The organism is Mesorhizobium sp. M0227 (assembly GCF_040321855.1).
GTDB lineage: Bacteria > Pseudomonadota > Alphaproteobacteria > Rhizobiales > Rhizobiaceae > Mesorhizobium.
In genome coordinates this window covers 711,200-726,772 of sequence record NZ_JAMYSJ010000001.1, presented here as the reverse complement: position 1 = coordinate 726,772, position 15,573 = coordinate 711,200, and the positions used below count along the sequence as shown (strand labels likewise).

At 61.7% G+C, this 15,573-nt stretch carries 14 protein-coding genes, 1 tRNA gene and 1 pseudogene; 6 read left to right on the top strand and 10 right to left on the bottom strand.

All coding sequences use genetic code 11. From position 1 onward, the window contains the following. Window positions 1–7: 7 nt before the first annotated feature. From NKJ00_RS03305 to NKJ00_RS03285, 5 genes are all read right to left on the bottom strand, one after another. Window positions 8–868: a phosphorylase family protein gene (locus NKJ00_RS03305; RefSeq protein WP_352613256.1), complete on the bottom strand. Its 861-nt coding sequence runs from the start codon at window positions 866–868 to the stop codon at window positions 8–10. A 74-nt stretch (window positions 869–942) separates the two neighbouring features. Further along, window positions 943–1,734: an ABC transporter permease gene (locus tag NKJ00_RS03300; protein ID WP_128302516.1), complete on the bottom strand. Its 792-nt coding sequence runs from the start codon at window positions 1,732–1,734 to the stop codon at window positions 943–945. Then, window positions 1,727–2,614, bottom strand: a complete 888-nt coding sequence (locus tag NKJ00_RS03295) for an ABC transporter permease (protein ID WP_023808558.1) — start codon at window positions 2,612–2,614, stop codon at window positions 1,727–1,729. Before NKJ00_RS03295 ends, NKJ00_RS03300 begins: the two co-directional genes overlap by 8 nt. Beyond that, on the bottom strand, window positions 2,611–3,648 hold the full coding sequence (locus NKJ00_RS03290; protein ID WP_128302533.1) for an ABC transporter ATP-binding protein: 1,038 nt from the start codon (window positions 3,646–3,648) through the stop codon (window positions 2,611–2,613). The genes NKJ00_RS03295 and NKJ00_RS03290 overlap by 4 nt, the downstream gene beginning before the upstream one ends. A gap of 27 nt (window positions 3,649–3,675) precedes the next feature. Beyond that, window positions 3,676–4,716: an ABC transporter substrate-binding protein gene (locus NKJ00_RS03285; RefSeq protein ID WP_023808560.1), complete on the bottom strand. Its 1,041-nt coding sequence runs from the start codon at window positions 4,714–4,716 to the stop codon at window positions 3,676–3,678. 195 nt (window positions 4,717–4,911) lie between these two features. Between NKJ00_RS03285 and NKJ00_RS03280 the strand changes: the two genes are divergently transcribed. Next, window positions 4,912–5,910, top strand: a complete 999-nt coding sequence (locus NKJ00_RS03280; protein ID WP_023808561.1) for a LacI family DNA-binding transcriptional regulator — start codon at window positions 4,912–4,914, stop codon at window positions 5,908–5,910. Between the two features lie 13 nt (window positions 5,911–5,923). Here the strand turns inward: NKJ00_RS03280 and NKJ00_RS03275 are convergent, their stop codons facing one another. Beyond that, the gene (locus NKJ00_RS03275; RefSeq protein ID WP_023808562.1) at window positions 5,924–6,709 is read right to left on the bottom strand and encodes a DUF1499 domain-containing protein; all 786 of its coding nucleotides are present in this window, start codon (window positions 6,707–6,709) and stop codon (window positions 5,924–5,926) included. 80 nt (window positions 6,710–6,789) lie between these two features. Beyond that, window positions 6,790–8,415, bottom strand: a complete 1,626-nt coding sequence (locus NKJ00_RS03270; RefSeq protein ID WP_352613246.1) for a fatty-acid--CoA ligase — start codon at window positions 8,413–8,415, stop codon at window positions 6,790–6,792. A gap of 183 nt (window positions 8,416–8,598) precedes the next feature. Between NKJ00_RS03270 and NKJ00_RS03265 the strand changes: the two genes are divergently transcribed. Continuing rightward, window positions 8,599–8,955, top strand: coding sequence for a hypothetical protein (locus NKJ00_RS03265; RefSeq protein WP_023808564.1), 357 nt, complete (start codon window positions 8,599–8,601; stop codon window positions 8,953–8,955). A 143-nt stretch (window positions 8,956–9,098) separates the two neighbouring features. Then, window positions 9,099–9,488, top strand: coding sequence for a DUF427 domain-containing protein (locus NKJ00_RS03260; RefSeq protein WP_352613244.1), 390 nt, complete (start codon window positions 9,099–9,101; stop codon window positions 9,486–9,488). Between the two features lie 39 nt (window positions 9,489–9,527). On the opposite strand, the gene NKJ00_RS03255 is transcribed toward NKJ00_RS03260, so the two are convergent. From NKJ00_RS03255 to ppdK, 3 genes are all read right to left on the bottom strand, one after another. Then, complete coding sequence (locus NKJ00_RS03255; RefSeq protein WP_023808566.1) at window positions 9,528–10,268, bottom strand: polysaccharide deacetylase family protein; 741 nt, start codon at window positions 10,266–10,268, stop codon at window positions 9,528–9,530. Window positions 10,269–10,437: 169 nt separating this feature from the next. Continuing rightward, complete coding sequence (locus tag NKJ00_RS03250; RefSeq protein WP_352613242.1) at window positions 10,438–11,541, bottom strand: glycosyltransferase family 9 protein; 1,104 nt, start codon at window positions 11,539–11,541, stop codon at window positions 10,438–10,440. Between the two features lie 118 nt (window positions 11,542–11,659). Next, a complete protein-coding gene (gene ppdK / locus NKJ00_RS03245) occupies window positions 11,660–14,338 on the bottom strand; it encodes a pyruvate, phosphate dikinase (RefSeq protein ID WP_352628675.1) in 2,679 nt (892 codons plus the stop codon). Between the two features lie 223 nt (window positions 14,339–14,561). On the opposite strand from ppdK, the pseudogene NKJ00_RS03240 reads away from it, so the two are divergent. From NKJ00_RS03240 to NKJ00_RS03230, 3 genes and pseudogenes are all read left to right on the top strand, one after another. Further along, window positions 14,562–14,904: pseudogene (locus tag NKJ00_RS03240) on the top strand (VOC family protein). A 128-nt stretch (window positions 14,905–15,032) separates the two neighbouring features. Beyond that, a tRNA-Gln gene (locus tag NKJ00_RS03235) sits at window positions 15,033–15,107 on the top strand. A gap of 240 nt (window positions 15,108–15,347) precedes the next feature. Beyond that, entirely contained in the window at window positions 15,348–15,572 is a 225-nt protein-coding gene (locus NKJ00_RS03230) for an Hpt domain-containing protein (protein ID WP_352550787.1), read from the top strand. Window position 15,573 lies beyond the last annotated feature (1 nt).

Below are 15,573 nucleotides of genomic sequence, written 5' to 3'. Positions count from 1 at the left end.
ATTCGCTCTAGAACCGGCTGGAGCGCTCTGCTGGCTGAGGCGACTTCAAGCCCTGGCAAGAGCATTCGGGATCCGTTGGAAGACGTGCCGCGGTCTCCAGCGCAACCCGCGAGGCTGTCATGGAGAGGCTCGGCAGCACGTGCTCCTGCAGCAATTTCTGGCGCTCGCGGTCCATATAGTCGTTGAAACCGGCCGTGACGAACGCCAGGGGCACGAAACAGGCGCCGATCTCGCGCGATAAGGTGGCCTCAGGGGCGATCGAGTGGTTGAGCACGTCCGCTCCCATGTTTCGATATGCCAGAGCTTCGGCGGGAGTTGTCAGTCGCGGCCCGTAGCAGTGGGCAGCCACCAACTGCTGCTCGATGCCATGGACGCGGCATTCGGCTGGCCAATGGCGCCGGGCGGTCTCGGCCAACAATGCCGCACATCTTGGACATACGATCTGCTTGCCCGAGCAGTCGAAGCTCTGGCGGCCAGGCAGCAGCGAAAACGGGGTCTGCGACAGTTCGATGATATCGGCGTTTACGACTATGTCGCCGGGCTGGATCGCCTTGTTGACGGCGCCAACAGTCGAGCAGGCCAGCACTTGCCTTACACCCGCTTTCATCAAGACCCAGAACGCGCGGCGATGACAGGAATGGTCGATATGGTCTCGGGGATTGCCGTGCGAATACATGCACAGGGCACGTTTCGTTTTGCCCTCGACGGTAATAGATGCATCGAATTCGAGCAGCTTCCAATTGTCGCTGGGACCGAAAGGCGTTTGGAAACTCATGTCTCGCTGCAAGGTGCGGACGCCATCAACTTCGACATCTTCCGGAAAGGCGAGACCCCAATTCGCCGATCCGGTGATGATCGCCAACCCCACTTGGGGTATGTCCGTTGAATGATCGGCCAGATCGTCGGCTGCATGATGATTGTTGGGCATGTTTTCAGTCTCGCTTAGGATTTTTGGCGAAGGGTCACGACCAGGACAACGACCACGACGATGACGGTCCACAAGGTCGAAATCGCCGCGATGGTCGGGTCGATCTGATCGCGCAGCGACAGGAACATGAGCTTCGGCAGCGTGCTGTTTTGACCACTCGCGACGAAGATCGAAATGACGGATTCGTCTAGCGAGGTCAGGAAGGCCATCAGTGTGGCCGACAACAGACTGATCTGAAGTTGGGGGACAATTATTCCGCCAATGGCTCTCGCCCAGTTTGCGCCCAGGCTGCGCGCCGCCTGAACCTGGTTCCAGTCAAAGCGGGCCAAGGCGGGCAACAACACAATGCACGCGACCGGAATGGCTAGTACCACATGTCCGACCAGGACACCGAACAGCGTTCCGACAAGACGTTGCGCCGCCAGAACAAAGAAGAGACCGATCGCGAGCAGGATCCCCGGCACAATGGACGGGGTGAGCAGAACGCCCTGAATGGTTACGGCGGCCTTTCCGCCGAGCCGGTTGATCGAGATGCCGGCCAGAAGCCCCAGCGGCACTGTGATCATCGCTGTCAATGTGCCGAGGATCAGGCTCGTCCTGAGTGCGGCCATCCATGTCGCCGAACCGAAGAAAGTCTCGTACCAGCGCAACGAGTATGCGCGCGGTGGGAACTCGAGAAGATTGGACGCCGAAAAGGAGAGCGGGACGACGACGAGCGTCGGCAGCATCAGGAACGCCATAACGAGCGCACAAAAGCTCCACAGGAGGATGCGGGCCAGCCTGCTGTCTGGATAGGCTTCAAGCATGGGCTGTGCCGATGCTGCGTCCGGCAATGAGCCGCCGCGCAGCCAGGAACATCACCCCCACCAACGCCATAAGAACGAGGAGCAGAATGCCCAGGACGCTCGCCGAGCCCCAATCCTGGAAGGTCGATAGCGTGCGCTCGATCCGGGTGGAAAGGGGATTTACCTTGCCGCCGCCAAGCACCGCGGGCGTGATGAAGAACCCTATGGTGTAAATGAAGACGATGATCGAACCCGAGAAGATGCCGCCGGCCGAAAGCGGCAGGATGACCGTGCGGATCGTTTGCCCGAGAGTGGCGCCCATGCTCGCCGACGCGCGGACGAGGTTTGCATCGATATCGCGCATCGCCGCATAAACGGGCAGCAGAAAAAGCGGCAGCATGTAGTGAACCATGCCGATCAGCGTTCCCGTGAAATTGTAGACCAGCGGCAATGGCTCAGCTGTCAGGCCTGAACCCGTCAAAGTTGCGTTGATCAGGCCATCGCGCCGCAACAGCACGAGCCAGCCATAGGTGCGCACCAGAATGGAGGTCCACAACGGCAGCATGACGAAGGCCATCAGCAAATTGGCCACCCTTGGTCTGGCGCTGGCCAGGGCGAGCGCCAGGGGAGTACCGAGAAGAATGCAGATCGCCAGCGTGCCCAGGGACAGTTCAAGGGTTGTGACCAGTGCCGACCATGTCAGCCCGCTCGAAAGCACCTTCTCGTAGTTGCCGACGGTGTACTCGCCCCCCGTGGTCAGGAAGGATTGCCGGATGATCCATAGGATAGGCAGTATCGCCGCCAGTCCGACGATGAACAGCGCAGGCAGTGAAAGCGAGAGGAAGAACCGCCGCTCGCGTCGCGCGTCTGCCGCGAGCGCAGGATCGGCAAGGACGGTCACGCTACCACTCCCGGTATCGCGTGAACTTTCGCTGCTGGTGCATAGGCGGTCACCCGCTGACCGGCGGCTAGTTCGGCGCAGCCGCTGGCCAGCGCCGCCGGAATGCAGACAAGTATCTCTTGCCCGCCGTCAAGCGCCAGCGTCAAAAGCCAGTTCTCGCCACGAAACGCCTTGGCGCGCAGCGTTCCCTCAAGGGCCACCCCGTCTGGCCCGACGAGCTTCGCATCAAGATGGAAGCATTCCGCGCGGATCATCAGAGCTTCGCGTGACGCATCGGCGCCGTCTATTCTGCGCGCCGAGCCCGGGGCCACAATGTTGGCCTCGCCCATGAACTCCGCGACGAAGCGGGTCGATGGACGATCATAGATCCGCTGTGGCGTATCGATCTGCTGGATGCGGCCGGAATTCATCACCGCGATCCTGTCGGACATGATTAGCGCTTCGCGCTGGTCATGCGTCACATAGATGGTGGTGATCCCCAGATCATCGTGCAGACGCCGGATCTCGTACTGCATGGTTTCGCGCAGGTTCTTGTCGAGCGCCGACAACGGCTCGTCCATCAGCATCACGCGTGGCTCAAAGACGATCGCCCGCGCCAACGCCACCCGCTGGCGCTGGCCGCCGGACAATGCGGCAATGTTGCGCTCCGCCAAACCTTCAAGCTTCACGCGGGCCAAAGTGTCGAGTGCCCTCTGGCGGGCCTCGGCTTTCGGCGTCTTGCGCAGCACCAACGGATACTCGACATTTGCCAGAACGTTCATGTGGGGAAACAGGGCGTAGTTCTGGAAGACTATGCCGATGTCGCGCTTGTTGGGGGCCAAGCGGGTAATGTCCCGATCGTCCAACAAAAGTTTACCGGAATCGGGCCGGACAAATCCGGCCAAAGCCATGAGCAGCGTGGTCTTGCCCGATCCGGACGGCCCCAAGAGCGTGAGAAATTCGCCAGCCTGAATGTCGAGCGAGACATCGTCCAGCGCGACGTAAGATCCGTAGGTCTTGCGCACGCTGTCGATGGTGATCGGGAGCGACTTCATCATGTGCTTCAGCCTTAAAGCTGAGACTCAGCGGGCCATCATCTCATCGAAGGTTTTTTGAGCAGCTTCGCCATTCTTGACCCACCAGTCCGCATTCGAAAACACCGAAGTGCCGGCATTTTCAGGCGCGGTCGCAAGGGTCTTCAGACGGTCCTCGGGAATAAGGCCACCCTCATAGCCAGCAGGATTGACCGGGCCATAAGCGATGAAATCGGTCAGCTTCGCCACGCGCGCGGGCTGTGTCATCGCCGCGATGAGTTTCATGGCCGCTTCCTTGTTCGGCGCCCCCTTCGGTACCCCGAGGCAATCCGTACCGATGACGGAACCCTTGAACGTGTAATCGACCGCGCCGCCATCCGCTTTCACGGTTTGGGCCCGCCCGTTCCAGGTAACGACCAAATCCGCCTCGCCATCTTTCAGCAACTGCGCAGACTGAGCTCCCGAAGTCCACCACACCGCGACATTTGGTTTGATCGCTTCAAGCCGCTTGATCGCGCGATCCAGGCCCTCCGGCGTGCTGAGCACGGAATACACGTCGGCCGGTGCTACGCCGTCCGAGAGCAGCGCGATCTCGATCGAGTCCTGTGCATTGGCGCGGAGGGCGCGACGGCCCGGAAATTTGGCAACATCCCAGAACTCCGCCCATGTCTTTGGCGGGTTCTCGCCATAGGTCTTGGTGTTCCAGGACATGACGGTGCCATAGGAGTCGAACGGATAGCAGTAGTCGGACTTTGCGCCATCCGGCACGGCCTTTGGATCGATGATCTTGTAGTCGAGCGGCTCCAGCAGCGACTGTGCGGCGGCCTGCGCGCCCTCCGGTGAGCCCAGGTGAATGACGTCGGTTGTGACCGCGCCCGAGGTGACCTGCATCTTCAGGGCGGCCAAGCCGTCGCTGAGGGTCTCCTCGCGGACATCATAGCCAAGCTCTTTTGCAGCGGGGGCCCACATGGCTTCCTTCATGGCGTTGCCATAATCGCCGCCCGCGGTCGTGATGGTGACTGATTGGGCATAGACCGGCACGGCGGCCGAGAATGCTAATGCCGTCAAGGAAATGCGTAACCAAGACATAGGTTCTCCTCCCTAGAATTTGTTGAGACGCGCTCAAAATGGCCGATTCTTGACAATCGTAACGTTACGATTGCATCCAATTGCAGGAGAGTCAAGCTGCTTTAGCGAGAGCTTGGATTGACCGTGAGGTGGAATTCGGTCACGTAGTGGAAGTCAGCAAATCAGCCGGCGCTTTCGCAAATGAGGTCGGGCGACATGACCAACCTGAAACAGATCGCGGCGGAACTTTCCCTTTCGGTCACCACGGTATCCCGCGCGCTGAAGGATGGGCCGGAGGTTCATCCCGCCACCATCGCTCGCGTCAAGGAAGTGGCGCAGCGGGTCGGCTATGTGCCAAATCATCATGGCTTCGCGCTCAAAACTGGCCGCACGCTGACGATGACAGCAATATACCCGATGGAAACAAAAGATCATCTGTCCGATCTGTTGAAGCTTCCGTTAATCGAAGGCATGACGCTGGCGGCGCGGCAAGCGGGTTATAGCCTATCCATCTACTCCACCACGCCCGATGATGATCCCATCGAGAGTGTGCAGCGACAGCTTCAGGCGGGCAGCACAGACGGACTGATTATCACACGCATGGTCTCGGGTGATCCGCGCGTTAAGCTATTGCTGGATAGAGGCATGCCATTCGTCGCGTTTGGAAGAACTGACCTGGATACAGCATATCCTTATGTCGACATCGACAATGAACAGATTGCCTACGAGGCGACCCGGCGGCTCATGGACAAGGGCTGCCGACGCATTGCGCTGCAACTTCTCGTTCCGGGCGACCAGGCGAGTGCCATGCGTCTTTCCGGGTATGGAAGGGCAATGGCCGAGGCTGGTATTCCGATCGACCAGTCGCTGATCGGTCATGGAATGTTCACCATGGAATCGAGCGCAGCCTGGTTCGATCGCATGCTGGCCTGGTCAGATCCGCCGACGGGCTTGGCATGCGCCAACGAACTGGGCCTTCTGGGGGCATTACACGCTCTCGGCAGAAGAGGTCTCGCGCCAGGGAGTGACATCCACATTGTCACTCGGGACAGCACGCGGCTATCGCGCTTCCTGCCTGCGAAGATCGGCGTTCATTTCGTGGACATAGCGGGTGTCGGACGCAAACTTGTCGAAGTCCTGGAGAGCCGGATCGCCAATCCGATTGGACCGGTCGCGACAGTCTTGTTCAAAGGAGAGTTCGACCCTGGCGAATAGCCTCCCCTGGGTCTCATTCGACCGGAGCGGCGCCAACCTGACCGGCGACTTCCTGGTCGAGTTCCGCGAGAAATTCGGTGATGCGCGCCGCATTGTCGCCGAGGTCGTAGCGGCCGTAGCGGGATGCCGACCGCATGTCGACGATGACCGTGTCGCCATCGTCCGTCACGCGGATCGCCACGTCGGCGGGAAGGCCGATCACGAAGCCCTTGGCGACGGCGGTGATGGTCACCTCGCTTTGCCCGGCGAGATCGGGATAGGGTTCCGACAGCTCCCAGTCGCGCCGGTCGAGCACGGTTTCGACGGCATTGACGACGGTCTCGAACGGCAGGTCGTAGCTGCGTGCGCTGACCAGCGGATAGCTATCGGTCTGCAGCCGCTGTTCCCCAGGCGTCGACGGCGCAAGCACGTTCATATCCTTCCTCCGGTCGCTCACGTCGAGCGCCGGCGGTTCGTCGAAATCCGTCGAGATATCCCTGAGCGGCGGATAGATCGTCGCCCAGTAGGCGGCGACGCCATAGGGTGCGAGCACCAGCAGTGCCAGCAGCGCGCCGACCGTCAGGTCGCGACCGCCGCGGTCGCCGAAATTCCAGAGCCGCGAAAAGGCAAACCCGGCAAACAACAGCGCCATCGCCGCCAGCAGCGCGACAATGCCCAGCACCCACAGAAAGACAGGTGTTTCGACGAGATCGAAGCGATGGCCGACGAAGACCGTCAGCAGCAGCACCAACGAAAAAGCGGCCGTGCGCCGCGACCAGCCGGCCGCCTTCGACGTTTGCCGTTCAGGAATGCTAACCATCGTTTTCCGTGCTGCCCCAACCCGAACGGAGACTTAGTGCCTTTTTGCGATGGCATGAAGCCGAAACATGCACCATCGCGTCAATCCGTCGGCAGGCGATAGTCCTTGAATTGCTGGCGCAAGGTGATCTTCTGGATCTTGCCGGTGGCGGTGTGCGGAATTTCACCGACGAAAGCGACATCGTCCGGCATCCACCATTTGGCCACCTTGCCGTCCATGAAGTCGAGAATGTCAGCCTTGGTCGGTTCCTTGCCCGGTTTGCGGACGACGACCAGCAGCGGCCGTTCGCCCCATTTCGAATGCTGAACGCCGATGGCTGCCGCCTCGGCGACATCGGGATGGCCAACAGCCAGATTCTCGAGGTCGATGGTCGAAATCCATTCGCCGCCGGACTTGATGACGTCCTTCGCGCGATCGGTGATCTGCATGTAGCCGCCGGCGTCGATGTGGGCGACGTCGCCAGTGTCGAACCAGCCATCCTCATCGAACTGCTCCACGGCGCCGCCATAATAGGCACGGGCAACGGCCGGCCCACGCACTTTCAGGCGGCCAAAAGTCTTGCCGTCCCAAGGCTGCTCGTTGTTGTCGTCGTCGGTCACCTTCATTTCGACGCCGAAGGGCGGATAGCCCTGTTTCTGCTGGACATCGAGCCGGGCTTCGCCCTCAAGACCGGCATGGTCCGGCTTCAGGGTGCACAGCGTGCCGAGCGGCGACATTTCGGTCATGCCCCAGGCATGGATGACCTGGACATCGTAGTTCTGCTGAAACTTGGTCATGATCGCGCGCGGGCAGGACGAGCCGCCGATGACAACCTTGTTCAGATAGGGAAGCTTCTTGCCGGTCTCCTCCAGATGCTGCAGCAGCATCATCCAGACGGTCGGCACGGCGGCGCTGAAGGTCACCTTCTCGGTGTCGAGCAGTTCATAGATCGAGGCGCCGTCCATCTTGCAGCCGGGCATGACCAGCTTGGCGCCGATCATCGGCCCGCTCTGGCCAAGGCCCCAGGCATTGGCGTGAAACATCGGCACGACAGGCAGGATCGTATCGCGCGACGACAGTCCCATGGCGTCGGGCATGGCAGCGATCATGGCGTGCAGCACGTTCGAACGATGGCTGTAGACGACGCCCTTGGGATCGCCCGTGGTCCCGGACGTGTAACACATGCCGGCGGCGGTGCTTTCGTCGAAGGTCTTCCAGGCGAAGTCGCCATCCGCTTCGTCAAGCCAATCTTCATAGGCGACCGCGTTGGGCAATGTCGTCGGCGGCATATGCGCCCTGTCGGTCAGCACGATCACCTGCTTCAGCGATTTTACGGCGCCGGCGATTTTCTCGAGCAGCGGAACGAAGGTCAGGTCGACGAAGACTGCCTTGTCCTCGGCATGGTTCATGATCCACACGATCTGCTCGGGAAACAGCCGCGGATTGAGCGTGTGGTAGATGGCGCCGATGCCCATGATGCCGTACCAGGCCTCGATATGGCGTGCGGTGTTCCAGGCGAGCGTCGCGATACGGTCGCCCAGCCCATAGCCGTCGCGCTCCAGCCGCTGGGCGACCTTCAGGGCGCGACGATGGATGTCGGCGTAGGTGGTGCGCACGATCGGCCCCTCGATCGAGCGCGTCACGATTTCGCGCACGCCATGCTGCCGCTCGGCATTGTCGATGAGCTTGTGGCAAAGCAGCGGCCATTCCTGCATCAGTCCCAGCATTGGGTCCTCCCTCACGCTTTTGCGTTGTGCTTTTCGGGCTATTGTGGAGCGAACCGGCCGATTGTCCAGCCGCCAGCACCACCAAGCGCCGCATTGGTGGAAAACCGCCACAATCCGGCCATCGTCGGCGTTAAGTTTCGTTAACGGGCAAAGGGGTGCGATTGGCGACTGAAAGAGGTTCGCATGGACGCGCAGCTCGACGACAAGGCTCTCGAGAGTACGCTTGCCGAAAGTCTGGCCGATGTGGTGCCGGACACAAAGACTGTTTCCGAAGATGAATTTGTTGAAGTTGTCGGCGGCGCGCTGGAAGCGGTCGGCGGCACGCTGCTGTTCAAGATGTGCGTCCAGAATCAGGGCGAGGACCAGCACGTCGCGGCCGCGTCAGTCGGCGATGGCGGAAACCGCCAGTTCCTGCTGCTCACCTTGCCTACCGGCGGCGGTTCCTTGAAGGTCGAGACCGTATCGAGAAGCAGCAACCCGGTCGCCGGGATCGCTGCCGCCTATGCCGGTCTCATGGACGTGTTCAAGGCCGCTGCCTGACAGCTGACGACAAGTATCTCGAGGGTTCCAAGGCGCGATCCATCGGCGTCGGCCCGGCAAGTTTTGCGTACTGGATGGCGATAGCGGCTTGCACAATGCGCTTGCGCGACACACCTTAAAGTCGACGCAAGGAGAGCCCCCGCATGGATCAGATCGCCAACCCCGCACCCGGTTTCCAACGCAACCCAGACAAAATCATCACCATCGAGTCCTATGCCGGCACCGTTACCGTGCGTGCCGGAGACATGGTCATCGCTTCAACAGCGAAGGCCAAGGTGCTGACCGAGGCCCCCTATCCGGCGGCGTTCTACATTCCGTTCGCCGACATCGATTTCGGCAAGCTCGGCCGCACCGACCACTCGACCCATTGCCCCTACAAGGGCGATGCAAGCTATTGGAGCGTGCTGCCTGCCGGGGAGACCGGCCAGAACGCCATGTGGGCCTGTGAGCGGCCTTTCGACGAGATGGCTGAGATCCGCAACCACGGCGCATTCTATGCCAGCAAGGTCACGATCGAAGCCAAACCGGACTGAGCCGACGCCGAAGGCATCGAGATCCGCTCGGCTGGCCACTCACTCCGTCGTGCCGTTGTTGCCGATGCCTTCGGCATCGTCGAGCCGCACAAAGGTCAAGCCCTTGGCCTTGAGCGCCAGCAGCCCCTGCACCACGCCTTCGCCGGCCGCATGGGTCGGCTGGTTGATGTGCGAGATGATGACGTCGCCATCCTTGGCCGCCGCGATGCGCCGGGCGGTCTCCTTGGCGCCGAGCAAAGAGCCACCGTCGCCGTTTATCGAGAAACCCGCGACCTTGAAGCCAAGCTTGCGGATCATGGCGATTGCCGACGGGCTGTATTCGGCGGTTGCGCCACGGAACCATTTCGGTGCCGGCTCGCCGGTCCCGGCAAGAGCGGCGGCTCCCGATTCGACCTCGGCCAGCACCGCGTCCGGGCTGCCGGCACTGCGGATGCCATAGATTTTCCGCGGCGTGTCGACCGCCGGAATGTGGTGGCCGCCATGATTTTCCAGTTCGAACAGATCGGGATGCGCCCGCATGATTTCGACGGCGGCGGCGTTTCGCCTCAGCCAGATGCCGGTCACGAAAATGGTGGCGGGAATCTTGTTGTCCACCAGCGCCGAAAGTATCCGGTTGTCGGTCTGTCCACCGCACGCGTCGAGCGTAAGCGCCACACGGCCGGCTCCGCTCGCCTGCGACTTGATGTGCAGCGTCGGCTCGACGAGCGGCGCGGCATGGCTGGCGGATGCCATCGCCCACGACAGGGCGATCATGCAGAGATTTTTTTGCAGCAGGCGCATCAAACCGATTCCCGGACCCGTCATTTCAAGCAGGCATCCCAACGACCCGCATGAAGGCGGAAATCGGGATGGTGCATAGCTGAAAAGCGCTCCGCGACAATGTGACCGTTCCTGTGGGCGACAGGTCATTCCACCGCGTCGAGAGCGGTCGTGCATGCGGCGCATGATCTCAGATGGCGTGTTCCAGTTTCATTTCGGTGCGCGAAAGAACCTCGCGCACCGCATCGACCACAGGCTTGACCTCCAGGCCCCAGACGCAGCATGCTTTGCTCGGATCCGGCGCGCGGCAGAGGTTTTCGGCCATGCAGGCGCAAGGCATCGGCGGCTGGAGCGAGATGCTGGGCACGCCGACGGGACCCCAGCGCGACGGCTCCGTCAGACCGAACAATCCGACAACCGGGGTTCCGGTGGCTGCGGCCATGTGCATCGGGCCGCTCTCATTGCCGAGAAACAGCCGAGCCTGTTTCAGCAACGCCAGCAGGCTTTCAAGCGACAGGTCACCGACGAGATTGACGACCGAGGGTGCGGTTCTGGCGACGATACGTTCGGCGATCTCGCGCTCGTCCGGGCCGCCCACCAAGACGACATCCAGGCTGGTCTCGCCGGCAATCTCGACGATCACTGCTGCAAACCGCTCCGGCTGCCAACGTCGGCCCTCGAAGCTTGCACCCGCATGCACGGCGATGAATGCGTTTGGCCGCAGATGGTGCTTACCCAGCAGCGCCAATGCTTTCGCCGTCTCCGATGGCAGCGGCTGAAGGTTCGGAATCACCGTGCGAAGTTCGATGCCGAGCGCTTCGAGCGGCGAGAGGTAGCGGTACAGGAAATGCTGACCATCAAAGCCGTAGGGCTTGGCAAAGACATTGGCGGGTTGCCGCTCCAACATACGCAAGGGTCTTTCGGAAGGATTGTAACCGACACGGGTCTTGGCGTTGACGAGCCCGGTGACCATGCGCGACGTCTTCGAATCGGTCAGGTCGATGGTCAGGTCGAAACGGAAGCGGCGCAACGCCCGCACCATGGCGTAGAGCTCCTTCCCGCGCTCCAAGGGCGTTCCGCGCATGCGGTCGCGCCTGAATGCGACCACCTCGGAAGCGATACCATGGGCCATGACGAAGCTCTCGAAGCGGGCCTCGCACAGAAAGACGATGCTGGCGCCGGGGAATTCGAGCCGCAGGTTTTTGGCGAGCGCCGAGGCGAGGACGAGATCGCCTATGAACTTAGTTTGGATGACCAGGATCGAGTGGAACGGCGCGGGAGAAATCTGCAGCATCTGTTTCCGGGAGCAATTTGCGGATGGCCGCAAATTGGGCAGGAACAATGTCGAGATTACGCGACGCCGCCAGCACGTTCGCGTGAATTGCCTTACAAAACGGTAAGCTGGATGGATCCTATCGGCGGCCTGCCTTCGCAACCAGCACCGCTGCCTGCGCGGCCGCCAGCCTGGCGATCGGCACGCGATAGGGCGAACAGGACACGTAGTCGAGGCCGACCTCTTCGCAAAAGCGGATCGAAGCCGGGTCGCCGCCATGTTCGCCGCAGATGCCGAGCTTGATGTCTGGCCGCGTCGCCTTGCCCTTTTGCGCGGCCATGCGCACCAGTTCGCCGACGCCGTCGATGTCGAGCGAGACGAACGGGTCCTGATCGATAATGCCCTTCTGGCGGTAGGTTTCCAGGAACGAGGCCGCATCGTCGCGCGAGATGCCGAAGGTCGTCTGGGTCAGGTCATTGGTGCCGAAGGAGAAGAATTCGGCCGACTCTGCAATGACATGGGCACGGATCGCGGCGCGGGGGAGCTCAATCATGGTTCCCGTGAGGTAATCGATCTTGACGCCGGTTTCCTCCATGACGCTCTTGGCAACCGCATCGATGCGCGCCTTGACGTAATCGAGTTCCTTCACCAGGCCGACCAACGGCACCATGATCTCGGGGACCACCAGGGCGCCGGCCTTCCTGCCGGCCTCCACCGCCGCCTCGAAAATGGCGCGTGCCTGCATCTCGGCGATCTCGGGATAGGAGACAGCCAGGCGGCAGCCGCGATGGCCGAGCATGGGGTTGAACTCGTGCAGCGCCTCGGTGCGCTGCCTGAGCTTGTCCGGCGACACCTTCATGGCGGCGGCGACCTCGGCCACCTCCTCCTCGGTCTTCGGCAGGAATTCGTGCAACGGCGGATCGAGCAGGCGGATCGTCACCGGCAGGCCGGCCATGATCTCGAACAGTTCGAGGAAGTCCGAGCGCTGCATGGGCAGAAGCTTAGCGAGTGCGATGCGCCGGTCCTTTTCGGTGTCGGCCAGGATCATCTCGCGCATGGCGACGATGCGCTCGCCGTCGAAGAACATGTGCTCGGTGCGGCAAAGGCCGATGCCTTCAGCGCCGAAGGAACGCGCCATGCGCGCGTCGAGCGGCGTTTCCGCATTGGTTCGTACTTTCATGCGGCGCACCGCGTCCGCCCATTCCATGATGGCGGCGAAATCGCCGGAAAGTTCCGGCTGCAGCATCGATACGGCGCCCTTCAATATCTGGCCATTGCTGCCATCGATGGTGACGATGTCGCCCTTGCGGAAGGTCGAGCCCATCGCCATCAGCGTGCCGGCCTTGTAGTCGACACGCAGCGAGCCGGCCCCGGAGACGCAAGGCTTGCCCATGCCGCGTGCCACCACCGCGGCGTGGCTGGTCATGCCGCCGCGCGTGGTCAGGATGCCTTCCGCCGCATGCATGCCGTGGATGTCTTCGGGGCTGGTTTCGATGCGCACCAGGATCGCCTTGCGGCCCTGCGTCTTCAATTCCTCGGCGTCGCCGGAGGAAAAGACGATCTCGCCGGTGGCGGCACCGGGCGACGCCGGCAGTCCGATGCCGATGACGTCGCGCGCGGCCTTGGGGTCGATGGTCGGATGCAGCAACTGGTCGAGCGAGGCCGGGTCGATACGGGCGACGGCTTCCTCCTTCGTGATCAGCCTGTCCCGCGCCATCTCGACGGCAATTTTCAGCGCCGCCTTGGCGGTGCGCTTGCCGGAGCGGGTCTGCAGCATCCACAATTTGCCGCGCTCGATGGTGAATTCGAGATCCTGCATGTCGCGGTAGTGCTTCTCCAGATTGTCGGAGATGGTGACAAAGGACTGGAACGCGTCAGGCATCAGCTTCTGCAGCGACGGCTTGTCCGAGCCGGCTGCGATACGCGCCGCTTCGGTGATGTTCTGCGGCGTGCGGATGCCGGCGACGACGTCCTCGCCCTGCGCGTTCACCAGGAACTCGCCATAGAGCATCTTTTCGCCGGTCGAAGGGTTGCGCGTGAAGGCAACGCCGGTGGCCGAGGTTTCGCCCATATTGCCGAACACCATGGCCTGGACGTTGACCGCCGTGCCCCAGCTTTCGGGAATGTCGTGCAGGCGGCGATAGGTGATGGCGCGGTTGTTCATCCAGCTCGAGAACACGGCTGATATCGCGCCCCAGAGCTGCTCGTGCGGATCCTGCGGAAAAGGCCTGCCGAGCTCTTCCTCGACCTTGGCCTTGTAGAGCGCGATGACGCCCTGCCATTCGAGCGCCGTCAGTTCGGTGTCGAGCTCGTGCCCGAGCCCGCCTTTCTGATCTTCCAAGATTTCTTCGAACACCTCATGATCGAGGCCCATGACGACATCGGAATACATCTGGATGAAGCGGCGGTAGCTGTCATAGGCAAAGCGCGCATCGCCGGAATCGGCGGCCAGCGCCTCGACCGTCTCGTCGTTCAGGCCCAGATTGAGCACGGTGTCCATCATGCCGGGCATCGAGGCGCGAGCGCCCGAACGCACCGACACCAGCAGCAGTTTCGACGGGTCGCCGAACCGACGGCCGGTCAGCCGGCCGATGTGATCGAGCGCGACCGCGACATCGGCTTCCAACCCGGCCGGATAAATACGGCCGCTGGCGTAGTAGGCGTTGCAGACCTCCGTGGTGATGGTGAAGCCCGGCGGCACCGGCAGCCCCAGGCTGCACATCTCGGCCAGGTTGGCGCCCTTGCCGCCCAAGAGATTCTTGTCGCTGGCACGGCCTTCCGCCGCACCATCGCCAAAGGTGAAAACCCATTTGGTCATGCATCGCTCTCCGGTTGCAGGAGATTGGAAAGATTGGCGAAACGGAAAGTTCCGCCGGTCCGTCCTTGGAGCGATATGATGCTGCAGTGCGAAAGGCAAGCGCCGGCAAAGCGGTCGGCCTTCTACAATCGATTAAGCAAAAGCCGCGTCCGAAGATGCGGCAAAATGACTTGCCATTCCGAGGTTTTTGATGTAGAACATAAAGGGAACAAACAGGTGCGCCATGAAACTGCCCGGAAAACTCGACTATCTGGATGCCCGCGACCGGTGGAACGCTGGACCGGCTGAAGGCTTTCTACAGTACTGCCTTTGCCTGGTCGTTCACCGATTATGGGCCGACCTATTCGGCCTTTGCCGAAGGCCTGGACGGAGGCTTCCAGGCAGATGCCGCGGAAGCGCCATCAAAGCCGCTGCCCGTGCTCTACAGCAGGGATCTGGAGCAAACCCTCGACGCTGTCGAAAGCGCCGGCGGCACGATCGTCAAACCGATCTTCCCGTTCCCCGGCGGCCGGCGCTTCCACTTCGTCGATCCAGCCGGAAACGAGATGGCGGTGTGGTCCGAATAGCCCGCTGCATATCATTTGGCAGCGCTGCGTTGCCTGCCCAATTCGAGCGTTCCAACCGTCACTCATAAGGATTGTGCTTTTTGGCTGCTCTGCTAATAACGCGCCGCACAAGCGACTCTGACGGCAATTGGGGCGTCGCCAAGTGGTAAGGCATCGGTTTTTGGTACCGACATTCCCAGGTTCGAATCCTGGCGCCCCAGCCAAACACCTTTCTAGTGATGGCGGAGCGGCCGCCCATAGCACAGGCATGCCGGTGTCGTTGCAGACCAGCCTGGCGCCGTTCTCCTCTGACAGGAGATCGTGCTCGACAAACAGTCCGTTCCAACCCGCGCCGCTTTCTGCTTGAATACCCTCGACGTCCCGCAATGGAGCATCGCCCTATCTCAAACGATCCCTTCGCTTCCTTGCAGCAACGTTTCCTTGCCCGGTGTGCGGATCGGCTCGTGGAGTTGAAGGCCGCCCGTGAGAGGAGGGCTGTGCCCGGCAGCAGTTCCGACGATACGCTGATCGGGATCGCCCACTCGCTGGCGGGTGGGGCCGGAACGTTCGGCTTTCCGGGTATCAGCGTGCGAGCGTCCGAGCTTGAGACGCTGCTGATCGAGCGATCGGATGTCGCACATACTGCGCTCGATGCGCTTATTGCGGAGATCGAGCGGACGCTGAAGTGAC